The sequence below is a fragment of the Tenacibaculum sp. M1.3A genome (assembly GCF_057732375.1).
Genome location: NZ_JBYJEF010000005.1, coordinates 124471 through 144485, shown reverse-complemented (window position 1 = coordinate 144485; position 20015 = coordinate 124471). Strand labels below are relative to the sequence as shown.

Here is a 20015-nt window from a genome sequence, read left to right as displayed (position 1 = left end):
TCCAACTGATATTTAGTTCTCGACTGCGCTCGAACTAACAAATGAACAAAATTATTGAGTTAAACAATTTTTATATCGATGTTTTATCTCTCTAAAACTTTCAACTGGATTCTCTGTATTCCAAACGCCTCCTAAAACACCAATTCCTTTAAAACCTAACTCGATAGTTTGTGCAATGGTTTCTTTATTAATTCCGCCCATTCCTACGATTGATTTATCGATATTATTTACATTAAAACCTCTTCCTTCATATCCTTTTTTAGAAATGGATGAAAAAACTGGACTCAATAAATGATAATCGAATTCAATATCACAGACTTCAATATCTTTAGGTTCGTGAAAAGAACTACTCATTGTTTTACCCAACATATTTAATCCTATAAAATACCTGTTTCCTTTTTCTAAAGCATCACGCCTTTTTTGTTCTTGAAAATGGATTCCTTTTAAATTAAATTCGTTCGTTAATTCATGAAAATAATGTACGATTATTTTATTATGATATTCCGAGTTTATCTGATTTAAATAAACACAGTGTTCTTGGTAATCTTTAAATGGTTTTCTTAAATGATAGTATTCTAAACCTGCTTCAAATAATTGATGTAGTATTTCAATTTCGTTTTCTACATCTTTTTCTGGAGCAATAAGTACTATCATATTCGTTTAATTTAGTTGCTATTAATTTGGCGTAAAAATAACCTAATTTAATCTTGAAATAGCAGATTTATCTTATCGTTTACTGCCTGTTATCACAGTTACTATTTTTCGGGTTAGGGATTGCAGTGGTATCCTTTTGCTTTTTGTTCGAGTGAATTTATGTAGTAAAACGAAATAAATTTATATCGAGAACTCGCAAAAGATATAAAGGAAAGCCCGACTACGCCTTTTTTCAAGGCGTAGGAACCTCCTTCTTCTTCTTCATTTTCCTTCCTCTTCTTCTTACTTTTATTTTATAAATATACCTCTGATCCTTTTTCTTTAAATTCTTTCGATTTTTCTTCCATTCCTTTTGCAATCACTTCATTGTCTACAATATCATTTACGGCTGCAAAATCGCGAACTTCTTGTGAAATTTTCATAGAACAAAATTTTGGACCACACATAGAACAAAAATGTGCAATTTTTGCTCCGGCTGCAGGTAAAGTTTCATCGTGATACTCACGAGCACGCTCTGGATCTAAACCTAAATTGAACTGATCTTCCCAACGAAACTCGAAACGTGCCATGCTCAACGCATTATCTCTGTGCTGAGAACCTGGATGCCCTTTTGCTAAATCTGCCGCATGTGCTGCTAATTTATAGGTTACAACTCCCACTCTAACATCTTCTTTATTTGGCAATCCTAAATGTTCTTTTGGCGTTACGTAACACAACATTGCGCAACCATACCAACCAATCATTGCCGCTCCGATACCTGAAGTTATATGATCGTAACCTGGCGCAATATCAGTAGTTAAAGGACCTAAAGTATAAAAAGGAGCTTCGTCGCAAAGTTCTATTTGCTTCTCCATATTTTCTTTAATCATGTGCATTGGTACATGCCCTGGGCCTTCGATAAAACATTGAACTTCATGCTTACGAGCAATCTGTGTTAACTCTCCCAACGTTTCTAACTCAGCAAATTGTGCTTCATCATTTGCATCAGCAACCGAACCTGGTCGTAATCCGTCTCCTAAAGAAAAAGCAACATCGTATTGTTTTAAAATCTCGCAAATATCTTCGAAATGCGTGTATAAAAAACTTTCTTTGTGATGCGCTAAACACCATTTTGCCATAATTGATCCACCACGAGAAACGATACCTGTAACACGTTTTGCCGTCATTGGCACATAACGCAATAAAACACCGGCGTGAATGGTAAAATAATCTACACCTTGTTCTGCTTGTTCAATTAAAGTATCACGGAAAATCTCCCACGTTAAATCTTCTGCAACTCCGTTTACTTTTTCTAATGCTTGATAAATTGGCACAGTTCCTACTGGCACAGGCGAGTTACGAACAATCCATTCTCGTGTTTCATGAATATTTTCTCCGGTAGATAAATCCATAATATTATCTGCTCCCCAACGGCAAGCCCAAACTGCTTTTTCTACTTCTTCTTCAATAGATGATGTAACAGCAGAGTTACCAATATTTGCGTTTATTTTCACTAAGAAGTTACGCCCTAAAATCATAGGTTCTGCTTCTGGGTGATTTATATTTGATGGAATAATTGCACGACCTCTCGCAACCTCTGACCGCACAAATTCTGGTGTAATTTTATCAGGAATATTAGCGCCAAAATGCTCGCCTTTATGTTGTTTTCTGATCTCTGTCATTTCATCTATTCGTTGATTTTCGCGAATAGCGATATATTCCATCTCAGGAGTAATCATTCCTTTTTTAGCGTAGTGTAATTGTGTTACATTTTTTCCTTTTTTAGCACGTAATGGTTTTTTTACTAACTTGAAACGCATATGATCTAAACTAGCGTCGTTTAAACGCTCGTTACAATAATCCGAAGAAAAAGATGTTAATTGCTCAACATCACCTCGATCTTTAATCCATGATTCACGAATTCTTTCAATTCCTGCGTGTACGTCAATTTCTTTCGCAGGATCGGTGTATGGCCCTGAAGTATCATAAACGGTTACCGATTCGTTTGGCGTTTTCTTTTTAGTCATAGAATCTACCGTATCACTTAAGGTAATTTCACGCATGGCAACTTTAATTTGTGGGTGAATTTTACCGGTTACATAAATTTTTTGTGAATTCGGAAACGGATTTCTTGTAATTCCGTTTTGCTTTGGTGCAGTGTCTTTATTCTTCATAAGATAATTAATACGTTAGGTTTTAAAACAAAATCATCCTCCTTGGGTAGATTTTATTATTAAAATATCATCATTATTTTGAAGTAACTTTAAAGACCAATCAGCTTTTTTTATCACGGTACTATTTATAGCAATAGCAATACCATTCGTTTGAATTTTTAAATATTCAACGAGTTCTTGTAATGTTAAGGTTTCTAAAAACTGGTGGTTTTCTTGGTTTACTTTTATAGTAATCATATTTATAAAATATTACTGTAAACCAAATGGTAGTATTTCGATATGGTATCGAACATAACTTTTTCCTACGCTGGTATTAACCAAATCAGGTTCTAAGGATGTTTCTCAAACTAATTTAATAGCTACTCCTAAAGTTTACAAAACAAATGTATTGTTATTTTTTAGAAAACGTATATTTTAAAATTATTTTTTGCGCTCTTTCTTTAATTCCCTTTCGCTTATACCTAAAAAACAAACGATTAAGGAATCTTTTAAAATACCACTACTTCTTTCTTATAACTTTGACTTATCTGATAAAACACATAATGTGGAGCAGAAACCACTAAAAAAACGACTTTTTCTATAAAATAAATTATATAGAAGGCGGTAACCGAAAAGCCTTATGAGTAGGTAAACTAATCAAATTAATTATGAATACTGAAACTTTAACAAAAAAAGAAACATTTGTAGGGGGATGGACTGCTTACCATGCATTAACGAGTGAAGACCGTAAAGTATTTGATGAAGCTTTAAAGGGGTTTGTAGGTGTAAACTACACTCCTAATCAAGTATCAACACAAGTTGTAGCTGGAGTAAATTATCGTTTTAAATGTACAGCTTCAATACCGCCTTCTGAGGTTATTTGGGAAGCTATTGTTGAAATTTATCAACCTTTAGATGGTAAAGCTCACATTACTGGTATTACTAGGTTATAAAACCAACAAAGCCTGTCTTTTGTAATTAAAAGACAGGCTTTGTTTTATAAAAATTTATTTTTATAACTTCTGAATTTCTTTTGTTACTTCTTCAAGGACTTTAAATGCCGTTTCTGCCATTTTATTTCCTTTTAAATCTAGTAATGGGTTTACTTCTACAAACTCTACACAAACTACTTTTTTACTAGCTAATAAACCATTAATTATTTCAACGATTTCTTCGTCATCAAAACCTTTTGGAACTGGTGTACCTGTACCGTATGAAATCATATCACAATCCATAGAATCAACATCAAAAGACACATAAATTATGTCGCAATCAGTTAGTTTTTCTAAAGCTTCGTTTACACAAACTTCTAATCCGCGATAGCGAACTTCGGCTACCATATAGTTTTTAATACCGTATTTTTCTATTTGCTTTTCTTCCGGCTCTTCAGTATCTCTAACTCCAAAAAACACAATATCTTCAGGTAAAACTTTTTGACCTGGCATTCCGATATTTTTCATTCTATCCCACAGGTCGGCAGTTTCTCTACTTACATCGTTAATCTGGCAATCTAAGTTATCATCTGAAATCGCTGCTCCTAATGGCATTCCATGAATATTTCCTGATGGAGATGTATAAGGTGTGTGTAAGTCTCCATGAGCATCAATCCAAACTACTCCAACTCTTTTATTAGGGTTCGCTGCCTTAACTCCGCTTATAGTTCCTAAAGCAGAAGAGTGATCTCCTGAAAGAACTATTGGGAATTTACCTTCTTGTAAATTTACTTTTACATGGTTACTTAATCTTTTACATTGATTAAAAACACTACTTATTTGCTTACCAAACGAATTGTTTTTTTTGTTGTAAACCGATTCATTTTCTGTAATTACATCTTCAGATTCAAAACGATTAAAAAAATCGTTATTTTGATTAATAGCGGCAATTTCAATAGCATCTACTCCCATATCAGATCCGCGTGTTCCGGCACCAATATCTGATCTGTTTTTGATAATTTTTATTTCTTTCATCATCAATTATATTTAATAAAAAAATGCCATCTAAATATTAAATGGCATTTTTTGTTGATTTATCTTTTATTTACGTCTACAAAACTCCTAAGGTTTTCACCTACATAAATTTGACGAGGACGACCAATTGGTTCTTTATTTTCTCTCATTTCTTTCCATTGAGCAATCCAACCTGGTAAACGGCCTAAAGCAAACATTACTGTAAACATCTCTACAGGAATTCCCATTGCACGGTAAATAATACCAGAATAGAAATCTACATTTGGATATAATTTTCTATCTACAAAATAAGGATCGTTTAATGCTTCTTGCTCTAATCCTTTAGCGATTTCTAAAATAGGATCGTTAATTCCTAAATCTGCTAATACTTCATCAGCTGCTACTTTAATAATAGTTGCTCTTGGATCAAAGTTTTTATAAACACGGTGTCCGAATCCCATTAAACGGAAAGGATCGTTTTTATCTTTTGCTTTTGCCATGTACTTTTTTGTATCACCACCATCTTCTTTAATAGCTTCAAGCATTTCTAATACTGCTTGGTTTGCACCACCATGTAATGGCCCCCAAAGTGCAGAAATTCCTGCAGAAAGAGATGCGAATAAACCTGCATGAGAAGAACCTACAATTCTTACTGTTGATGTTGAACAGTTTTGTTCGTGATCAGCATGTAAGATTAATAATTTATCTAATGCATTTTTTATAATTGGGTTTATGGTATACTCTTCATTAGGCTGTTCAAACATCATTTTCATAATATTCTCTACATATCCTAATTTTTTAGAACCATAGTTTAATGGTAATCCTTGTTTTTTACGCATTGCCCAAGCAACTAATACAGGGAACTTTGCTAAAATTTTAACAATGGCTCTGTACATATCATCTTCCGATTCAACATTTACTGAAGACGGATTAAATGCTACTAATGCGCTTGTTAATGATGATAAAACTCCCATTGGATGGGCGTTCTTAGGAAAGGCTTCGATGATTTTTTTAATATCTTCATCTACAATTGCTTTTTCTCTAATATCGTTATGGAACTTTTCTAATTTATCTTTAGATGGTAATTCTCCAAAAATTAATAAATAAGCTACTTCTAAAAAATCTGCTTTTTCAGCTAATTCTTCAATAGCATATCCTCTATACCTTAAAATTCCTTCTTCACCATTTAAAAATGTAATAGCACTTTGACAAGAACCTGTATTCTTATATCCTGGATCAATAGTAATTACACCATCGGTTGCACCTCTTAACGTTTTAATGTCAATCGCTTTTTCTTTTTCTGTTCCTTCTATTATAGGGAACTCATACGTCTTATCACCAATTTGTAGTTTTGCTATATCTGCCATTTATATCTTGAATTTTATGATTGAACTGAGTTGCGAAGATACCATTTTTTGTAGTATTTTAAAAATAGGTTTTGATAGATTTTTAATATCAGAAAATAGAAATATTTTATTATAAATCACTTAAAAAACAAAACCTCATAAACATATATTTATGAGGTTTTCTGGATTATAAATTTAATTAAAAATTGTTTTATATAAGCTTAAACACGCTTTAAATTAACATTCTAAAGTATTGATAACTAAAACAATGTAATTCTTAAATAAATTCAGAATGACGCTCTAATAATTAAACTATGCTTCAATAAAGATCCTTTAAAAAATAGTTTAGTTTTTAATCTGATTTTTATCCATTTTTTTCATAATTTTTTCCAATCCTTTTATAATTATACTCCCTGCACTTTTTGTTAAAGCCAAATTATCATAGTTTTCTGGAACAAAGACATTACCTACAACTGATTGAGAATACATTTCTTCTAGTAAATTTAAATCGTAAATAGTTACTGTTACCTCTCCTCTATTTTCAGAAGAAGACATCACATTTCCTTGTCCTAAAATTCCAACTTCATCAGAAATAACAGTTGCATTAATCTTTATAAAATAATCAAATCCGGTTCCGTTTTTAATATCTTTTAAAACAGCTTTACTAAGATTCGTGGTTATATTAGCTGGTATTAAAATTCCTCTAGTAACATCAGCAACAGAAAACCGATTTCCTAATAGCTCAGTAAATTTATCGTTCGCTATATTCGTTAAACTTTCTTTTATACTTTTTGGAGCATCAATAGTATGCAACAACCATTTACCTTTTTTGAAATCTAAACGCGAATTTACATTCCCTGAATGTGTGTACTTTGTAGAGTGACACGATGTAAAGGTTATAACTATTAATAAGGCAAGTATCTTTTTCATAGTATATTTTTATTATTTTCTGTAAAAGTAAAAACCTTGCCATCTAAATAACAAGGTTTTAATATTTATAATAGTAAGTCTTAAATTATTTTATTTTAAAGGCTTTTTCTTGCGGATAATACGCAACACCATCTAATTGCTCTTCAATACGCAATAATTGATTGTATTTTGCCATACGATCTGAACGAGAAGCCGAACCTGTTTTTATTTGACCACAATTTAATGCTACTGCTAAATCTGCAATTGTATAATCTTCTGTTTCACCAGACCTGTGGCTCATAACAGATGTATAACCTGCATTGTGTGCCATATTAACTGCTGCAATAGTTTCGGTTAAAGTTCCTATTTGGTTTACTTTAATTAAAATTGAATTTGCAATTCCGTTTTCAATTCCTCTAGATAAACGCTCTACATTCGTTACAAATAAATCGTCACCAACTAATTGCACTTTATCTCCACAAATTTCAGTTAAATATTTCCAACCTTCCCAATCGTTTTCATCCATTCCGTCTTCAATAGAAATAATCGGATATTTAGCTGCTAACTCCGCTAAATAATCAGCTTGCTCTTTACTAGAACGTACTTTACCTTTTTCGCCTTCAAACTTTGTGTAATCGTATTTACCATCAACAAAAAATTCAGCAGCAGCACAATCTAAAGCAATCATTACTTCTTCTCCGAATTTATAACCTGCATTTTTAGTTGCTAAGGCAATTGTTTCAATCGCATCTTCTGTACCGTTTAAAGTTGGTGCGAAACCTCCTTCATCTCCAACGGCTGTTGATAAATTACGATCGTGTAAAACTTTTTTAAGATTATGGAAAATTTCAGAACCAATTTGCATTGCTTCTGTAAAATTTTTAGCTTTTACTGGCATTACCATAAATTCTTGGAATGCGATAGGTGCATCAGAATGTGAGCCTCCGTTAATGATATTCATCATCGGAACTGGTAACGTATTTGCTGATACTCCGCCAACATACCTATACAAAGGTAAACCTAGCTCGTTAGCTGCTGCTTTTGCTGCTGCTAAAGAAACACCTAAAATAGCGTTGGCTCCTAAAACGGATTTGTTTGGTGTACCGTCTAAATCGATCATTATTTGATCAATCATATTTTGTTCAAAAACAGAAACACCTAATAATTCTTGTGCTATTAAAGTATTTACGTTCTTAACCGCGTTTAACACGCCTTTACCCATATAATCTTTACCGCCATCACGTAATTCTACAGCTTCATGCTCACCTGTAGAAGCTCCTGAAGGAACTGCTGCTCTTCCCATAACTCCATTTTCTGTAGTTACATCTACCTCTACAGTTGGATTACCTCTTGAATCGAATATTTGACGTGCGTGAATGTTGATTATAATACTCATAGTTCTTTATTTTTAATATAGAAACCCGTGAATTTAAGTTCACGGGGATACTAATTTATATAGTTGCTAATTTACTAATTGTGGTTGATTTTGGTATATTAATCAATAATTAATTACGCTTCAACTTTTGCTTTTTTGATGTTTTCTATAAACTCATCAAATAAATATTCTGCATCGTGTGGCCCAGGACTTGCTTCTGGGTGATACTGAACAGAAAATACATTTTTAGATTTCATTCTGATTCCTGCTACCGTATGGTCGTTTAAGTGTACATGAGAAATTTCAACATCTGGATGTGCTTCTGTCTCTTCACGATTGATAGCAAATCCATGGTTCTGAGAAGTAATTTCACCTTTCCCTGTAATTAAATTCTTAACAGGATGGTTTATTCCTCTATGACCATTATGCATTTTGTAAGTAGAAATTCCGTTTGCCAATGCAATAACTTGGTGTCCTAAACAGATACCAAATAATGGTAAATTTCTTTTAATAATTTCTTTTGCGGTGTTTTGCGCATCAACTAAAGGTTCTGGATCTCCAGGGCCATTTGATATAAAATAACCATCAGGATTAAAATCACTCATATCCTCGAAAGTAGCATTGTAAGGATATACCTTTATGTAGGCTCCTCTTTTTACTAAGTTTCTTAATATATTCTTTTTAATACCTATATCTAAGGCAGATACTTTAATTGGCGCATTTTCATCTCCTATAAAATAAGGTTCTTTAGTTGATACTTTAGATGCTAATTCTAAGCCTTCCATATTTGGAGTCGCTGCCAATTGTTTTTTAAGAGCTTCAATATTATCAATTTCAGTAGATATAATAGCATTCATTGCTCCGTTATCTCTAATATAAGCAACCAAAGCGCGCGTATCTACATCTGAGATTGCGACCAGGTTATGCTCTTTAAACCAGTCTAATAAATTTCCGTCAGAATCTACACGAGAGTATGTAAAACTAAAATTACGACAAATTAAGCCTGATATTTTAATGCCTTCAGATTCTACTTCCTTTTTATTTACTCCATAATTACCAATATGAGCATTGGTAGTTACCATAAGCTGACCAAAGTAAGAAGGATCTGTAAATACTTCTTGATAACCAGTCATACCTGTATTAAAACAAATTTCTCCAGTTGATGTTCCTTCTATTCCAATAGACTTACCGTAGAAAATGGTTCCGTCTGCTAAAAGAACTAATGCTTTTTTACGCTGTTGATATTTCATTTAGTGTGTGTTGTGTAGTTTGTTTGCAAAAATATATAAAAAAAGGGATAAACATTGAATGTTTATCCCTTTGATGTAAATTATATTGAGTTATAATAATTAATAATTTTAATTAAATCTTTTTCTTTTTTAATTTTTAACTTATTACTCTTTATAAACTCTTTTAGTTTATTCTTTTTATTTCCTAAATACTTAAAAAGTCTATTTTTTCTAAGTTTAAAATATTCTAAATTTCGATTGTTTTTTTCAATATAATATTTAGTCTCTTGGACATATTTATCATTCGTGATTTTTTTTTGAAGCATTGGGTTAAATGAACCTTTCCTAAAATAAACTGAGTAACCTTTATATATTTTAACTCCTCCAGTTGTTTTAAGTTCTTCCAAAAACACATTCTTATCAAAACCTTGATCCTTAATATTTTTTTTTATAAAACCTTTATTATTAATAACAACTCTTTTTACAGTATGATTATTAAACGTAAATATTGAATCACTTATTTTATCACTATAATTGACATCAATACTATTGTCTTTTATATTTAAATTTATTTTAGATATTTTATAACCTTTATCATCTATAGAATAAACAACTCCCTTATTACTCCATCCTTCAAATAAATATATACTACAATCTACATTATTTGTTTTACCTCTATTTTTAATCCATTCACCGTTTTTAAAACTTAATAAATTATTAGAATTACTTAGTCCATTTGAACTCGTTGGAAGGTTAAACGATCTCCCTGCTTTACTTTGACCTTGAAGGCTAACGCAAATTAGTATTGAGAAAATACTTATTATTATTTTTTCTTTAATATTTTAGCTATATTGAATAAAAAAACCATACCATTTACATAACAAAAAAAGGTTAAATATTTAATATTTAACCTTTTTTTTTATGTAAATTATATTGAATTATAATAATTTAAAAGTCTTATAAATTCAGATTCTTTTTTCATTTTCATTTTATTTGTCTTTATAAAATCTTTTAATTTATTTTTTTTGTTTCCTAAATACTTGAAAATTAGCTTCTTTTTAAGTTTAATATATTCTAAATTTAAATTGTTTTTTTCAATATAATATTTAATATTTTGAACATACTTATCATTAGTTATTTTTTTTTGAGTCATTGGATTAAAAGAACCTTTTTTGAAAGAAACTGAGTAACTTTTATATAATTTAATTTCTCCTCTCGTTTTTAGTTCTTCTAAAAAAATATTTTTATCAAAATCTTCATTCTTAATCGTTTTTTTAACAAAATTCTTATTATTAATAACTACTCTCTTTACTGTATGATTATTAAATGAGAATATTGAATCATTTGTTTTATCACTATAATTAACATCAATGCTATTGTCTTTTATATTTAAATTTATATTAGATAACTTATACCCTTTATCTTCTATAGAATAAACAACTCCTTTATTACTCCAACCATCAAATAAATATATACTCCCTTCAATATTACTAGCTGTTTTAATATTTAAATCTTTAAAGATAAAAGTACTACTTTTATTATTCAACCCATTAAACACACTCATTTCACCCTGACTGTAAACGTTAACATAAATTAACACCAACAATACAATAATTATTTTCTTCATACTTTTTTTATTTTTAATAAAATTAATACTTTTTTATATAAAAAAAGTTAAATAACACTTAATATTTTATTTAAAAACTTCTGTTAATTTTAGAATAACAAAATGACACAAATACAACATAGTATTACTTTCAATTTGGCAAGTAATAATTCGTTTTAAATAAAAAAAGGGATAAACATAAATGTCTATCCCTTTGATATAAATTATAAAAATTTTCATTTTTATTCCTCTTCTTGTGAAGTTTGAGTTTCAACTGCTGCATCAGTAGTTTTTGCTCCACCACGACGGCTACGACGAGTGTTCTTCTTAGCTTTGTTTCCTTTCGGATTGTATAATTCGTTGTAATCAACTAATTCTACCATTGCCATAGGAGCATTATCTCCCTGACGGTTTCCTAATTTGATAATACGAACATAACCTCCTGGTCTGTCAGCTATTTTAACAGAGATTTCCTTAAATAATTCCGTTACTGCATCTTTACTACGTAAATAGCTAAATACTGTACGACGATTATGAGTAGTATCTGTTTTAGACTTAGTAATTATAGGTTCGATAAACGTACGAAAAGCTTTCGCTTTAGCAACTGTAGTGTTTATACGCTTGTGTTCTATTAAAGAACAACCCATATTTGCTAACATCGCCTTTCTATGCGCTGTTTGTCTTCCTAAATGATTAAATTTCTTTCCGTGTCTCATGACATTTGGTTTTGGCTTTCATCTTGCTACAACCCTTTTTGAGGAGCAAAATATGAAAGGTTAATCTCTATCTAATTTGTATTTGCTTAAGTCCATTCCGAAATTAAGGTTTTTGTTTGCCACTAACTCATCTAATTCAGTTAATGATTTCTTACCAAAGTTTCTAAATTTCATTAAATCACTTTTGTTGAATGATACTAAATCTCCTAAAGTATCAACTTCTGCAGCTTTTAAACAGTTTAAAGCACGAACTGATAAATCCATATCAACTAATTTCGTTTTTAATAACTGACGCATATGTAATGACTCCTCATCATATGTTTCAGTCTGAGCAATTTCATCTGCCTCTAAAGTGATACGCTCATCAGAGAATAACATAAAGTGGTGGATTAAAATTTTAGCTGCTTCAGTTAAGGCATCTTTTGGGTTGATAGAACCGTCTGTATCGATATCGAAAACTAATTTTTCATAATCGGTCTTTTGTTCTACACGAAAATTTTCAACAGCATACTTTACATTCTTTATAGGAGTGTAAATAGAATCTGTAAAAATTGTTCCTAAAGGTGCACCTGCTCTTTTATTTTCTTCTGCTGGTACAAAACCTCTACCCTTTTCGATAGTGATTTCAGCATTAAAACTTACTGATTTATCTAAGTTACAAATTACTAAATCTGGATTTAATACTTGAAAACCTGAGGTAAATTTCTGTAAATCTCCTGCAGTCAATTGTTCTTGACCTGATACTGATATAGATACTGTTTCTCTATCAGTTTCTTCAATTTGTTTCTTAAAACGAACTTGCTTTAAGTTTAAGATGATTTCTGTTACATCTTCTACAACTCCTTGAATTGTTGAGAACTCATGATGAACACCGTCAACACGTAATGATGTAATTGCAAACCCTTCTAATGAAGATAATAATACTCTTCTTAATGCGTTACCAATTGTTAATCCAAAACCTGGTTCAAGAGGTCTAAATTCAAATCTACCTGTAAAATCAGTAGATTCAACCATTATTACTTTATCTGGTTTCTGAAAATTTAAAATTGCCATTGTATCTTCTTTTTAATTGTTATTTAGTTGCGCGGTTTATTAGTTCGAAGATGTACATATAAACCCTTTGGCTAAATACCAATATGAATAATTTATTATTTAGAATATAATTCTACGATTAACTGCTCCTTAATGTTTTCAGGAATTTGTAATCTCTCTGGTGCTTTAATAAAAGTTCCAGATTTTAAATCAGAGTTCCAGCTTAACCATTCAAAAACGTTACTGTTTGATGCTAAAGCATCTTCAATAGCGATTAATGATTTAGATTTTTCTCTTACTGCAACAACATCACCAGCTTGTACACTATAAGAAGGAATATTTAATATTTCTCCATTTACTGTAATATGACGGTGAGATACTAATTGACGTGCTCCACTACGAGAGTTAGCAATACCTAATCTGTATACTACATTGTCTAAACGCGATTCACATAATTGTAATAAAACCTCACCAGTAACACCTCCAGCAGCTTGAGCGCTTTTGAATAAGTTACGGAATTGACGCTCTAAAATACCATACATGTATTTCGCTTTTTGCTTCTCCATTAACTGAGTCGCATATTCAGATTTTTTACCTCTTCTTCTTGCATTTCCATGCTGTCCTGGAGGATAGTTTCTCTTTTCGAAGTTTTTATCATCTCCGAAAATTGCCTCGCCAAACTTACGAGCAATTTTAGTTTTTGGTCCTGTATATCTTGCCATTTCTTATTGTTTTAGCAGGGGTTATGAATTAAGGCTTAATCCTTCGATAACCTGATTCCTACTTTAGTTAAAAATATTCTTTTTTTTTGCGCGCACAAAAGTACACAAAATAAAAATATAAGTTGAAAATTAATTCAACTTATACTCTTCTTCTTTTAGGAGGACGACATCCGTTATGAGGAATAGGAGTAACATCAATAATTTCAGTTACTTCGATTCCAGCATTGTGGATAGATCTGATTGCAGATTCTCTACCGTTCCCAGGTCCTTTAACATACACCTTTACTTTACGTAAACCTGCTTCTTTTGCTACGTTAGCACAATCTTCTGCTGCTAATTGAGCTGCATACGGAGTGTTCTTTTTAGAACCTCTGAAACCCATTTTACCTGCAGATGACCAAGAAATAACGTCACCTTTTTTGTTTGTTAAAGAAATAATAATGTTGTTGAATGATGCAGTAACGTGAGCTTCACCTACTGATTCTATTACAACTTTACGTTTTTTTGTTATTTTAGACTTTGCCATGATTATTATAGTTTTAGTAATTTAGTTTTCTAACCTTGTAGTTTTGTTACTACTATTAGATCTTTATTACTTATCTAACTTATTTTTTCTTGTTAGCTACAGTTTTTCTCTTACCTTTTCTAGTACGAGAGTTATTCTTAGTTCTTTGACCTCTTAAAGGAAGACCTAATCTGTGACGAATACCTCTTTGGCATCCGATGTCCATTAAACGCTTAATGCTTAATTGAACTTCTGAACGTAATTCACCTTCAATAGTAAATGTTCCTGCTTGCTCACGAATCGCTGCAATTTGATCATCAGTCCAATCTTGAACCTTGATACTCTCGTCTACCTTTGCAGTTGCTAAAATTTCTTTAGATCTGCTGTTTCCTATACCAAAGATGTAAGTTAAAGCGATAACACCTCTTTTATTCTTTGGAATATCAATACCTGCTATTCTTGCCATTACCCTTGTCTTTGTTTAAATCTAGGATTCTTTTTGTTAATTACATATAATCTGCCCTTTCTACGTACAATCTTGCACTCGGCGCTTCTTTTCTTTAATGATGCTCTTACTTTCATCAGTGTGTTTTTTTAGTATCTGTAAGTAATTCTTGCCTTTGATAAATCATACGGACTCATTTCTAATTTCACCTTATCTCCTGGTAATAATTTGATATAATGCATACGCATTTTACCTGAAATGTGTGCCGTTACAACATGGCCGTTCTCTAATTCTACACGAAACATTGCATTAGATAATGCTTCTGTAATTGTTCCGTCTTGCTGAATTGCTGATTGCTTAGCCATATTATTTTAATGATTTTCTGTTACTGTTACCTGATTTCATTAAACCATCATAACGACTGTTTAATAAATACGAGTTAATTTGCTGTATGGTATCTATTGCTACACCAACCATAATAATTAATGATGTACCTCCAAAAAACATTGCCCAGTTTTGAGTAACCCCAAACTTTACAATAATTGCAGGTAAAATAGATAAAGCTGCTAAAAATAAAGAACCTGGAAATGTTATTTTAGATAACACAGAGTCTAAATAGTTTGCAGTTTCTTCTCCTGGCTTATAACCTGGAACAAAACCATTACTTCTTTTTAAATCTTCAGCCATTTTGTTTGTAGGGATCGTAATCGCCGTATAAAAATAACTAAAAATGATTATCAAAAGAGCAAATATAAGGTTATACTGCCATCCGAAATTATCAGTTAAACTGTTTAATGCTGGAAATTTTTGACCTAGAGCTACTGGTAAAAACATAATAGCTTGTGCAAAAATAATTGGCATTACACCAGACGCATTCAATTTTAATGGAATGTACTGGCGAGCACCGTCAACATCTTTAATGTCTGTAACGGCTGTACGACGTGCGTATTGAACTGCTACTTTACGTACTGCTGTAACTAATAAAACGGTTAACAAAATCACTACAAACCAAACTATTAATTCGATTAGAATCATCATAATACCTCCTGCTCCTGCTGTTTGCTTAGAAACTAATTCTTGAATGAATGCAGCTGGAAAGTTAGCGATAATACCTACAGTAATTAATAATGAAATTCCATTACCAACTCCTTTTTCTGTAATACGCTCACCTAACCACATTGCAAAAATTGTTCCTGCAGATAATAGGATTATTGATGACACCCAAAATGTAGCTCCTGTTACTAAAAATGCTTCAGGTCCTAATCCCATTTGGTTTTGAATAATACCAATATAGGTTGGTGCTTGAAACAATGTAATAGCAATTGTTAGCCATCTTGTTATTTGTGTAATCTTCTTACGTCCACTTTCTCCATCTTTTTGTAACTTCTGTAAATAAGGTACCGCGATACCCATTAACTGTACTACAATCGATGCAGAAATATAAGGCATTATACCTAGTGCCATTACTGACGCTCTAGCAAATGCCCCTCCTGTAAATGCGTTTAATAAACCTAAAAGTCCACTAGAAGTACTGTCTTGTAAAGCTGATAACTGTGTAGGGTCAATTCCAGGTAATGGAACTGCCGCCATAAAACGGTAAACAGCGATTAAACCTAAGGTTAAAAGTAATTTCTCTTTTAACTCTTCTATCTTCCAAATGTCTTTTAACGTATTTATAAAATTCATCATTTACAATTTTCTTATAATGTAACTACTTCACCTCCTGCAGCTTCAATAGCCGCTTTTGCTGTTGCAGTAAATTTATGTACAGTTATGTTTAATTTAGCTTTTAACTCACCACCACCTAGTATTTTTACTAAATCGTTTTTACGAGCTAAACGGTTTTCTACTAAAACCTCTAAAGTAACTGTATCTGTAATTTTTCCGTTCTCTACTAATCCCTGTAACTTATCTAAATTAACACCAACATACTCTTTACGATTAATGTTTGTGAAACCAAATTTAGGTACACGTCTTTGAAGTGGCATTTGCCCTCCTTCAAATCCTATTTTACGAGAATAACCAGAACGAGATTTCTGACCGTTATGACCTCTTGTAGAGGTACCTCCATGCCCAGATCCTTCTCCACGAGCGATTCTTTTACCGCTCTTAGTAGATCCTACTGCAGGTTTTAAGTTGTGTAAACTCATCTTATATTGTCTTATTTAATTTCTTCTACAGAAACTAAGTGTGAAACTGTTTTTACCATACCTAAAATTGATGCTGTTGCATTGTGTTCTACAGTATGATTCATCTTACGTAAACCTAAAGCCGCTAAGGTTAATTTTTGACTTTTAAGGCGACCGATTTTACTTCTTACTTGTGTAACTTTAATTTTACTCATCGTCTTAAATTTTAACCGTTAAAAACTTTCTCTAAAGAAATTCCTCTTTGCTTAGCAATTGCTGCCGCGCTACGTAATTGTAATAAAGCATCAAAAGTTGCCTTTACTACGTTATGAGGATTTGATGATCCTTGAGATTTTGATAATACGTCTTTAATACCAACAGACTCCAATACTGAACGTACTGCTCCACCGGCGATAACTCCCGTACCATGAGAGGCTGGCTTGATAAAAACTTTCGCTCCACCAAATTTACCTTTCTGTTCGTGAGGCAAAGTACCATCTAAAAGAGGAATACGTACTAAACTTTTCTTTGCATCTTCAATTGCTTTTGCAATTGCCGAAGCAACATCTTTAGATTTCCCTAACCCATGACCTACAACTCCGTTACCATCACCAACTACTACGATTGCAGAGAAACCAAATGCTCTACCACCTTTTGTTACTTTGGTTACACGTTGTACACCTACTAACTTATCTACAAGCTCTAATCCGCTTGGTTTTACTCTTTCTACGTTTTTATATCCTAACATAATATAATTTCTTAAAATTTTAAACCAGCTTCTCTAGCAGCTTCTGCTAATACCTTAACTCTACCGTGGTATAAAAACCCATTTCTATCAAAAGAAATAGCTTCAAAACCTTTTGCAGCAGCCTTTTCAGCAATTGCTTTACCTACTGCAGTTGCAGCTTCTGATTTAGAACCAGATGTAATTTCTTTATCTCTTGATGATGCAGATGCTAATGTTACACCGGCAACGTCATCAATTAATTGAGCATAGATTTCTTTGTTACTTCTAAAAACTGATAACCTAGGTTTAGCAGCTGTTCCTGTAACGACTTTTCTAATTCTATACTTAATTCGTTGTCTTCTTTCAAGCTTTGATAATGCCATAATAATATCTCTTATTTATTATGCAGATTTACCTGCTTTTCTTCTTAATATTTCACCTACAAACTTAATTCCTTTTCCTTTATATGGCTCTGGAGCACGGAAAGAACGAATTTTAGCTGCTACTTGACCAACTAATTGTTTGTCAAATGAAGATAATTTAATGATTGGGTTTTTACCTTTATCAGATACTGTTTCAACCTTTACTTCAGGAGCTAAGTTTAAAACAATGTTATGAGAAAAACCTAAAGCTAAGTCTAATTTTTGCCCTTGGTTAGATGCTCTATAACCAACACCTACTAATTCTAATTCCTTAGTATAACCATTAGAAACACCTTCAATCATGTTACTGATTAAAGAACGATATAAACCGTGTGCTGCTCTATGATCTTTACTATCTGATGTTCTTTTAACTGTTAAAACACCATCTTCAATTTCTACAGTAATGTCAGATTTTAACTCTTGAGTTAATTCTCCTAATTTACCTTTTACTGTAACCACATTTCCGTCTACTTTAACTTCAACACCTTGTGGTAATGCGATTGGATTTTTTCCTATTCTACTCATTGTACAAAGTGATTAATAAACGTAACATAATACTTCTCCACCAACGTTTTCTAGTTTTGCTTTTTTGTTTGTCATTACACCTCTAGATGTAGAAACAATAGCAATACCTAAACCGTTTAATACTCTTGGCATCTCTTTCGAGCCAACGTACTTACGTAAACCTGGTGTTGAAATTCTTTGAATTTTTCTGATTACTGATTCTTTCGTATCACGATCATACTTTAAAGCTATCTTGATTGTTCCCTGAACTTTATCGTCATTGAACTGGTAGCTTAAAACATAACCTTGATCGAACAAAATTTTCGTCATTTCCTTCTTCAATTTTGAAGCAGGAATCTCGACTACTCGGTGATTTGCTGCAATAGCATTTCTAACTCGAGTAAGAAAATCCGCGATTGGATCTGTATACATAATTAATTAAATTTCGGTTTTGGTATTCAATAAACCCTATTCCCACTATGAAAACTCGTGATTATTAAACCTGAAACCAGTTAATATTTATTTTTTGTTTTAAGGATAAGATATCGTAAGCATTATACAGTTATTCAGTATTTACTTACAAGACTCAACATACCCTGTAAAAACAGTGTGCAAATATACATAAACTTTTTAAAAATCAACCATTTAAAGCCTTATCATTTTGAGTCTTAAATTATTGCCTTAAATATGTTGTATTAGAGCTTACAAAAACTGTATAAATTACTTTAATAAAACAAAAAAAACGTACACCTTTTATAGTTGTACGCTTTTTTTTATGAAAAAGTGCTGTTTACCAGCTTGCTTTTTTAACACCTGGAATTAATCCTTGGTTAGCCATTTCACGAAAAGTAACACGTGAAACACCGAACTGACGCATATATCCTTTAGGACGACCTGTTAATTTACAACGATTGTGCATTCTAACTGGTGATGCATTCTTTGGCAATTTCTGTAAACCTTCGTAGTCTCCAGCTTCTTTTAAAGCTTTTCTCTTCTCAGCATACTTTGCTACCACTTTAGCTCTTTTGCGCTCACGCGCTTTCATTGATTCTTTAGCCATGTCTTAGTTCTTTTTAAATGGTAAACCTAATTCAGTTAATAATGATTTAGCTTCTTTATCAGTATTTGCAGATGTTACAAAAGTAATATCCATTCCACTAATCTTTTTTACTTGATCAATATTAATTTCAGGGTAGATGATTTGTTCAGTAATTCCTAAATTGTAATTACCTCTACCATCAAAACCATTAGCTTTGATTCCGTTAAAATCTCTTACACGTGGTAAAGAAGCGGTAACTAATCTATCTAAAAATTCGTACATTTTAACTCCTCTTAACGTAACTTTAGCGCCAATTGGCATTCCCTTACGTAATTTAAAGTTAGCAACATCTTTTTTAGATATAGTTGAAACTGCTTTTTGACCTGTAATTGTACTTAACTCGTCAATAGCGTATTCTATTAATTTCTTATCTGCTATAGCTTCACCAACACCTTTATTTACAACAATCTTCTGTAATTTAGGTACTTGCATTACATTACTATAACCGAATTCTTCAGTAAGAGCTTTTATAACTCTGCTCTTGTACTCCTCTTTTAATCTTGGTACGTAACTCATT

27 protein-coding genes and 1 riboswitch are annotated in these 20015 nt (G+C 32.0%); of the genes, 1 reads left to right on the top strand and 26 read right to left on the bottom strand.

The annotated features are described in order from the left end of the window. Window positions 1–51 precede the first annotated feature (51 nt). From AC28QF_RS09450 to thiS, 3 genes are all read right to left on the bottom strand, one after another. Window positions 52–654: a thiamine phosphate synthase gene (locus AC28QF_RS09450; RefSeq protein ID WP_488201584.1), complete on the bottom strand. Its 603-nt coding sequence runs from the start codon at window positions 652–654 to the stop codon at window positions 52–54. Between the two features lie 293 nt (window positions 655–947). Further along, complete coding sequence (gene thiC / locus AC28QF_RS09445) at window positions 948–2807, bottom strand: phosphomethylpyrimidine synthase ThiC (protein WP_488201585.1); 1860 nt, start codon at window positions 2805–2807, stop codon at window positions 948–950. A gap of 33 nt (window positions 2808–2840) precedes the next feature. Continuing rightward, complete coding sequence (gene thiS, locus AC28QF_RS09440; RefSeq protein ID WP_488201586.1) at window positions 2841–3044, bottom strand: sulfur carrier protein ThiS; 204 nt, start codon at window positions 3042–3044, stop codon at window positions 2841–2843. A gap of 45 nt (window positions 3045–3089) precedes the next feature. Beyond that, a riboswitch (TPP riboswitch) is annotated at window positions 3090–3184 on the bottom strand. Between the two features lie 270 nt (window positions 3185–3454). On the opposite strand from thiS, the gene AC28QF_RS09435 reads away from it, so the two are divergent. After that, a complete protein-coding gene (locus tag AC28QF_RS09435) occupies window positions 3455–3739 on the top strand; it encodes a hypothetical protein (RefSeq protein WP_488201587.1) in 285 nt (94 codons plus the stop codon). Window positions 3740–3799: 60 nt separating this feature from the next. On the opposite strand, the gene AC28QF_RS09430 is transcribed toward AC28QF_RS09435, so the two are convergent. The 23 genes from AC28QF_RS09430 to rplE all read right to left on the bottom strand — a co-directional run bounded on the left by AC28QF_RS09430 (window position 3800) and on the right by rplE (window position 20014). Then, window positions 3800–4756, bottom strand: a complete 957-nt coding sequence (locus AC28QF_RS09430; protein ID WP_488201588.1) for an arginase — start codon at window positions 4754–4756, stop codon at window positions 3800–3802. 56 nt (window positions 4757–4812) lie between these two features. Beyond that, window positions 4813–6099: a citrate synthase gene (locus AC28QF_RS09425; RefSeq protein ID WP_488201589.1), complete on the bottom strand. Its 1287-nt coding sequence runs from the start codon at window positions 6097–6099 to the stop codon at window positions 4813–4815. A 324-nt stretch (window positions 6100–6423) separates the two neighbouring features. Then, window positions 6424–7008: a hypothetical protein gene (locus AC28QF_RS09420; RefSeq protein WP_488201590.1), complete on the bottom strand. Its 585-nt coding sequence runs from the start codon at window positions 7006–7008 to the stop codon at window positions 6424–6426. Between the two features lie 85 nt (window positions 7009–7093). Further along, a complete protein-coding gene (eno, locus tag AC28QF_RS09415) occupies window positions 7094–8383 on the bottom strand; it encodes a phosphopyruvate hydratase (RefSeq protein ID WP_488201591.1) in 1290 nt (429 codons plus the stop codon). A gap of 113 nt (window positions 8384–8496) precedes the next feature. Further along, window positions 8497–9612, bottom strand: a complete 1116-nt coding sequence (gene carA, locus AC28QF_RS09410) for a glutamine-hydrolyzing carbamoyl-phosphate synthase small subunit (RefSeq protein ID WP_488201592.1) — start codon at window positions 9610–9612, stop codon at window positions 8497–8499. 80 nt (window positions 9613–9692) lie between these two features. Beyond that, window positions 9693–9998, bottom strand: coding sequence for a hypothetical protein (locus AC28QF_RS09405; RefSeq protein ID WP_488201593.1), 306 nt, complete (start codon window positions 9996–9998; stop codon window positions 9693–9695). A 521-nt stretch (window positions 9999–10519) separates the two neighbouring features. Continuing rightward, window positions 10520–11218 (bottom strand): hypothetical protein, encoded by a 699-nt coding sequence (locus AC28QF_RS09400; RefSeq protein WP_488201594.1) that lies wholly within the window; start codon window positions 11216–11218, stop codon window positions 10520–10522. 221 nt (window positions 11219–11439) lie between these two features. After that, on the bottom strand, window positions 11440–11913 hold the full coding sequence (gene rplQ / locus AC28QF_RS09395; protein WP_218771174.1) for a 50S ribosomal protein L17: 474 nt from the start codon (window positions 11911–11913) through the stop codon (window positions 11440–11442). 60 nt (window positions 11914–11973) lie between these two features. After that, a complete protein-coding gene (locus AC28QF_RS09390; RefSeq protein ID WP_488201595.1) occupies window positions 11974–12966 on the bottom strand; it encodes a DNA-directed RNA polymerase subunit alpha in 993 nt (330 codons plus the stop codon). A gap of 95 nt (window positions 12967–13061) precedes the next feature. Next, complete coding sequence (gene rpsD, locus AC28QF_RS09385) at window positions 13062–13667, bottom strand: 30S ribosomal protein S4 (RefSeq protein WP_488201596.1); 606 nt, start codon at window positions 13665–13667, stop codon at window positions 13062–13064. Between the two features lie 139 nt (window positions 13668–13806). Continuing rightward, complete coding sequence (gene rpsK, locus AC28QF_RS09380; protein WP_028887452.1) at window positions 13807–14193, bottom strand: 30S ribosomal protein S11; 387 nt, start codon at window positions 14191–14193, stop codon at window positions 13807–13809. 79 nt (window positions 14194–14272) lie between these two features. Beyond that, window positions 14273–14638, bottom strand: a complete 366-nt coding sequence (rpsM, locus tag AC28QF_RS09375; protein WP_218771177.1) for a 30S ribosomal protein S13 — start codon at window positions 14636–14638, stop codon at window positions 14273–14275. Continuing rightward, the gene (ykgO, locus tag AC28QF_RS09370; RefSeq protein ID WP_073316873.1) at window positions 14638–14754 is read right to left on the bottom strand and encodes a type B 50S ribosomal protein L36; all 117 of its coding nucleotides are present in this window, start codon (window positions 14752–14754) and stop codon (window positions 14638–14640) included. The genes rpsM and ykgO overlap by 1 nt, the downstream gene beginning before the upstream one ends. 12 nt (window positions 14755–14766) lie before the next feature. Continuing rightward, window positions 14767–14982: a translation initiation factor IF-1 gene (infA, locus tag AC28QF_RS09365; RefSeq protein WP_104808455.1), complete on the bottom strand. Its 216-nt coding sequence runs from the start codon at window positions 14980–14982 to the stop codon at window positions 14767–14769. 1 nt (window position 14983) lies between these two features. Continuing rightward, window positions 14984–16303 (bottom strand): preprotein translocase subunit SecY, encoded by a 1320-nt coding sequence (secY, locus tag AC28QF_RS09360; RefSeq protein ID WP_488201684.1) that lies wholly within the window; start codon window positions 16301–16303, stop codon window positions 14984–14986. Window positions 16304–16317: 14 nt separating this feature from the next. Next, entirely contained in the window at window positions 16318–16767 is a 450-nt protein-coding gene (gene rplO / locus AC28QF_RS09355) for a 50S ribosomal protein L15 (protein WP_260585026.1), read from the bottom strand. A gap of 11 nt (window positions 16768–16778) precedes the next feature. Next, window positions 16779–16961, bottom strand: a complete 183-nt coding sequence (gene rpmD / locus AC28QF_RS09350) for a 50S ribosomal protein L30 (protein ID WP_218771179.1) — start codon at window positions 16959–16961, stop codon at window positions 16779–16781. Between the two features lie 11 nt (window positions 16962–16972). Then, window positions 16973–17497 carry a 30S ribosomal protein S5 gene (gene rpsE, locus AC28QF_RS09345; protein ID WP_488201685.1) on the bottom strand — a complete coding sequence of 175 codons (525 nt, stop codon included), beginning with the start codon at window positions 17495–17497 and terminating at the stop codon, window positions 16973–16975. Between the two features lie 8 nt (window positions 17498–17505). Next, the gene (gene rplR / locus AC28QF_RS09340) at window positions 17506–17856 is read right to left on the bottom strand and encodes a 50S ribosomal protein L18 (RefSeq protein WP_488201597.1); all 351 of its coding nucleotides are present in this window, start codon (window positions 17854–17856) and stop codon (window positions 17506–17508) included. Between the two features lie 18 nt (window positions 17857–17874). Then, entirely contained in the window at window positions 17875–18420 is a 546-nt protein-coding gene (rplF, locus tag AC28QF_RS09335) for a 50S ribosomal protein L6 (RefSeq protein WP_488201598.1), read from the bottom strand. Between the two features lie 12 nt (window positions 18421–18432). Then, entirely contained in the window at window positions 18433–18831 is a 399-nt protein-coding gene (rpsH, locus tag AC28QF_RS09330; protein WP_058884664.1) for a 30S ribosomal protein S8, read from the bottom strand. Window positions 18832–19189: 358 nt separating this feature from the next. Then, window positions 19190–19459, bottom strand: coding sequence for a 30S ribosomal protein S14 (gene rpsN, locus AC28QF_RS09325; RefSeq protein ID WP_101046946.1), 270 nt, complete (start codon window positions 19457–19459; stop codon window positions 19190–19192). A gap of 3 nt (window positions 19460–19462) precedes the next feature. Further along, entirely contained in the window at window positions 19463–20014 is a 552-nt protein-coding gene (rplE, locus tag AC28QF_RS09320) for a 50S ribosomal protein L5 (protein WP_488201599.1), read from the bottom strand. Window position 20015: the final 1 nt, after the last annotated feature.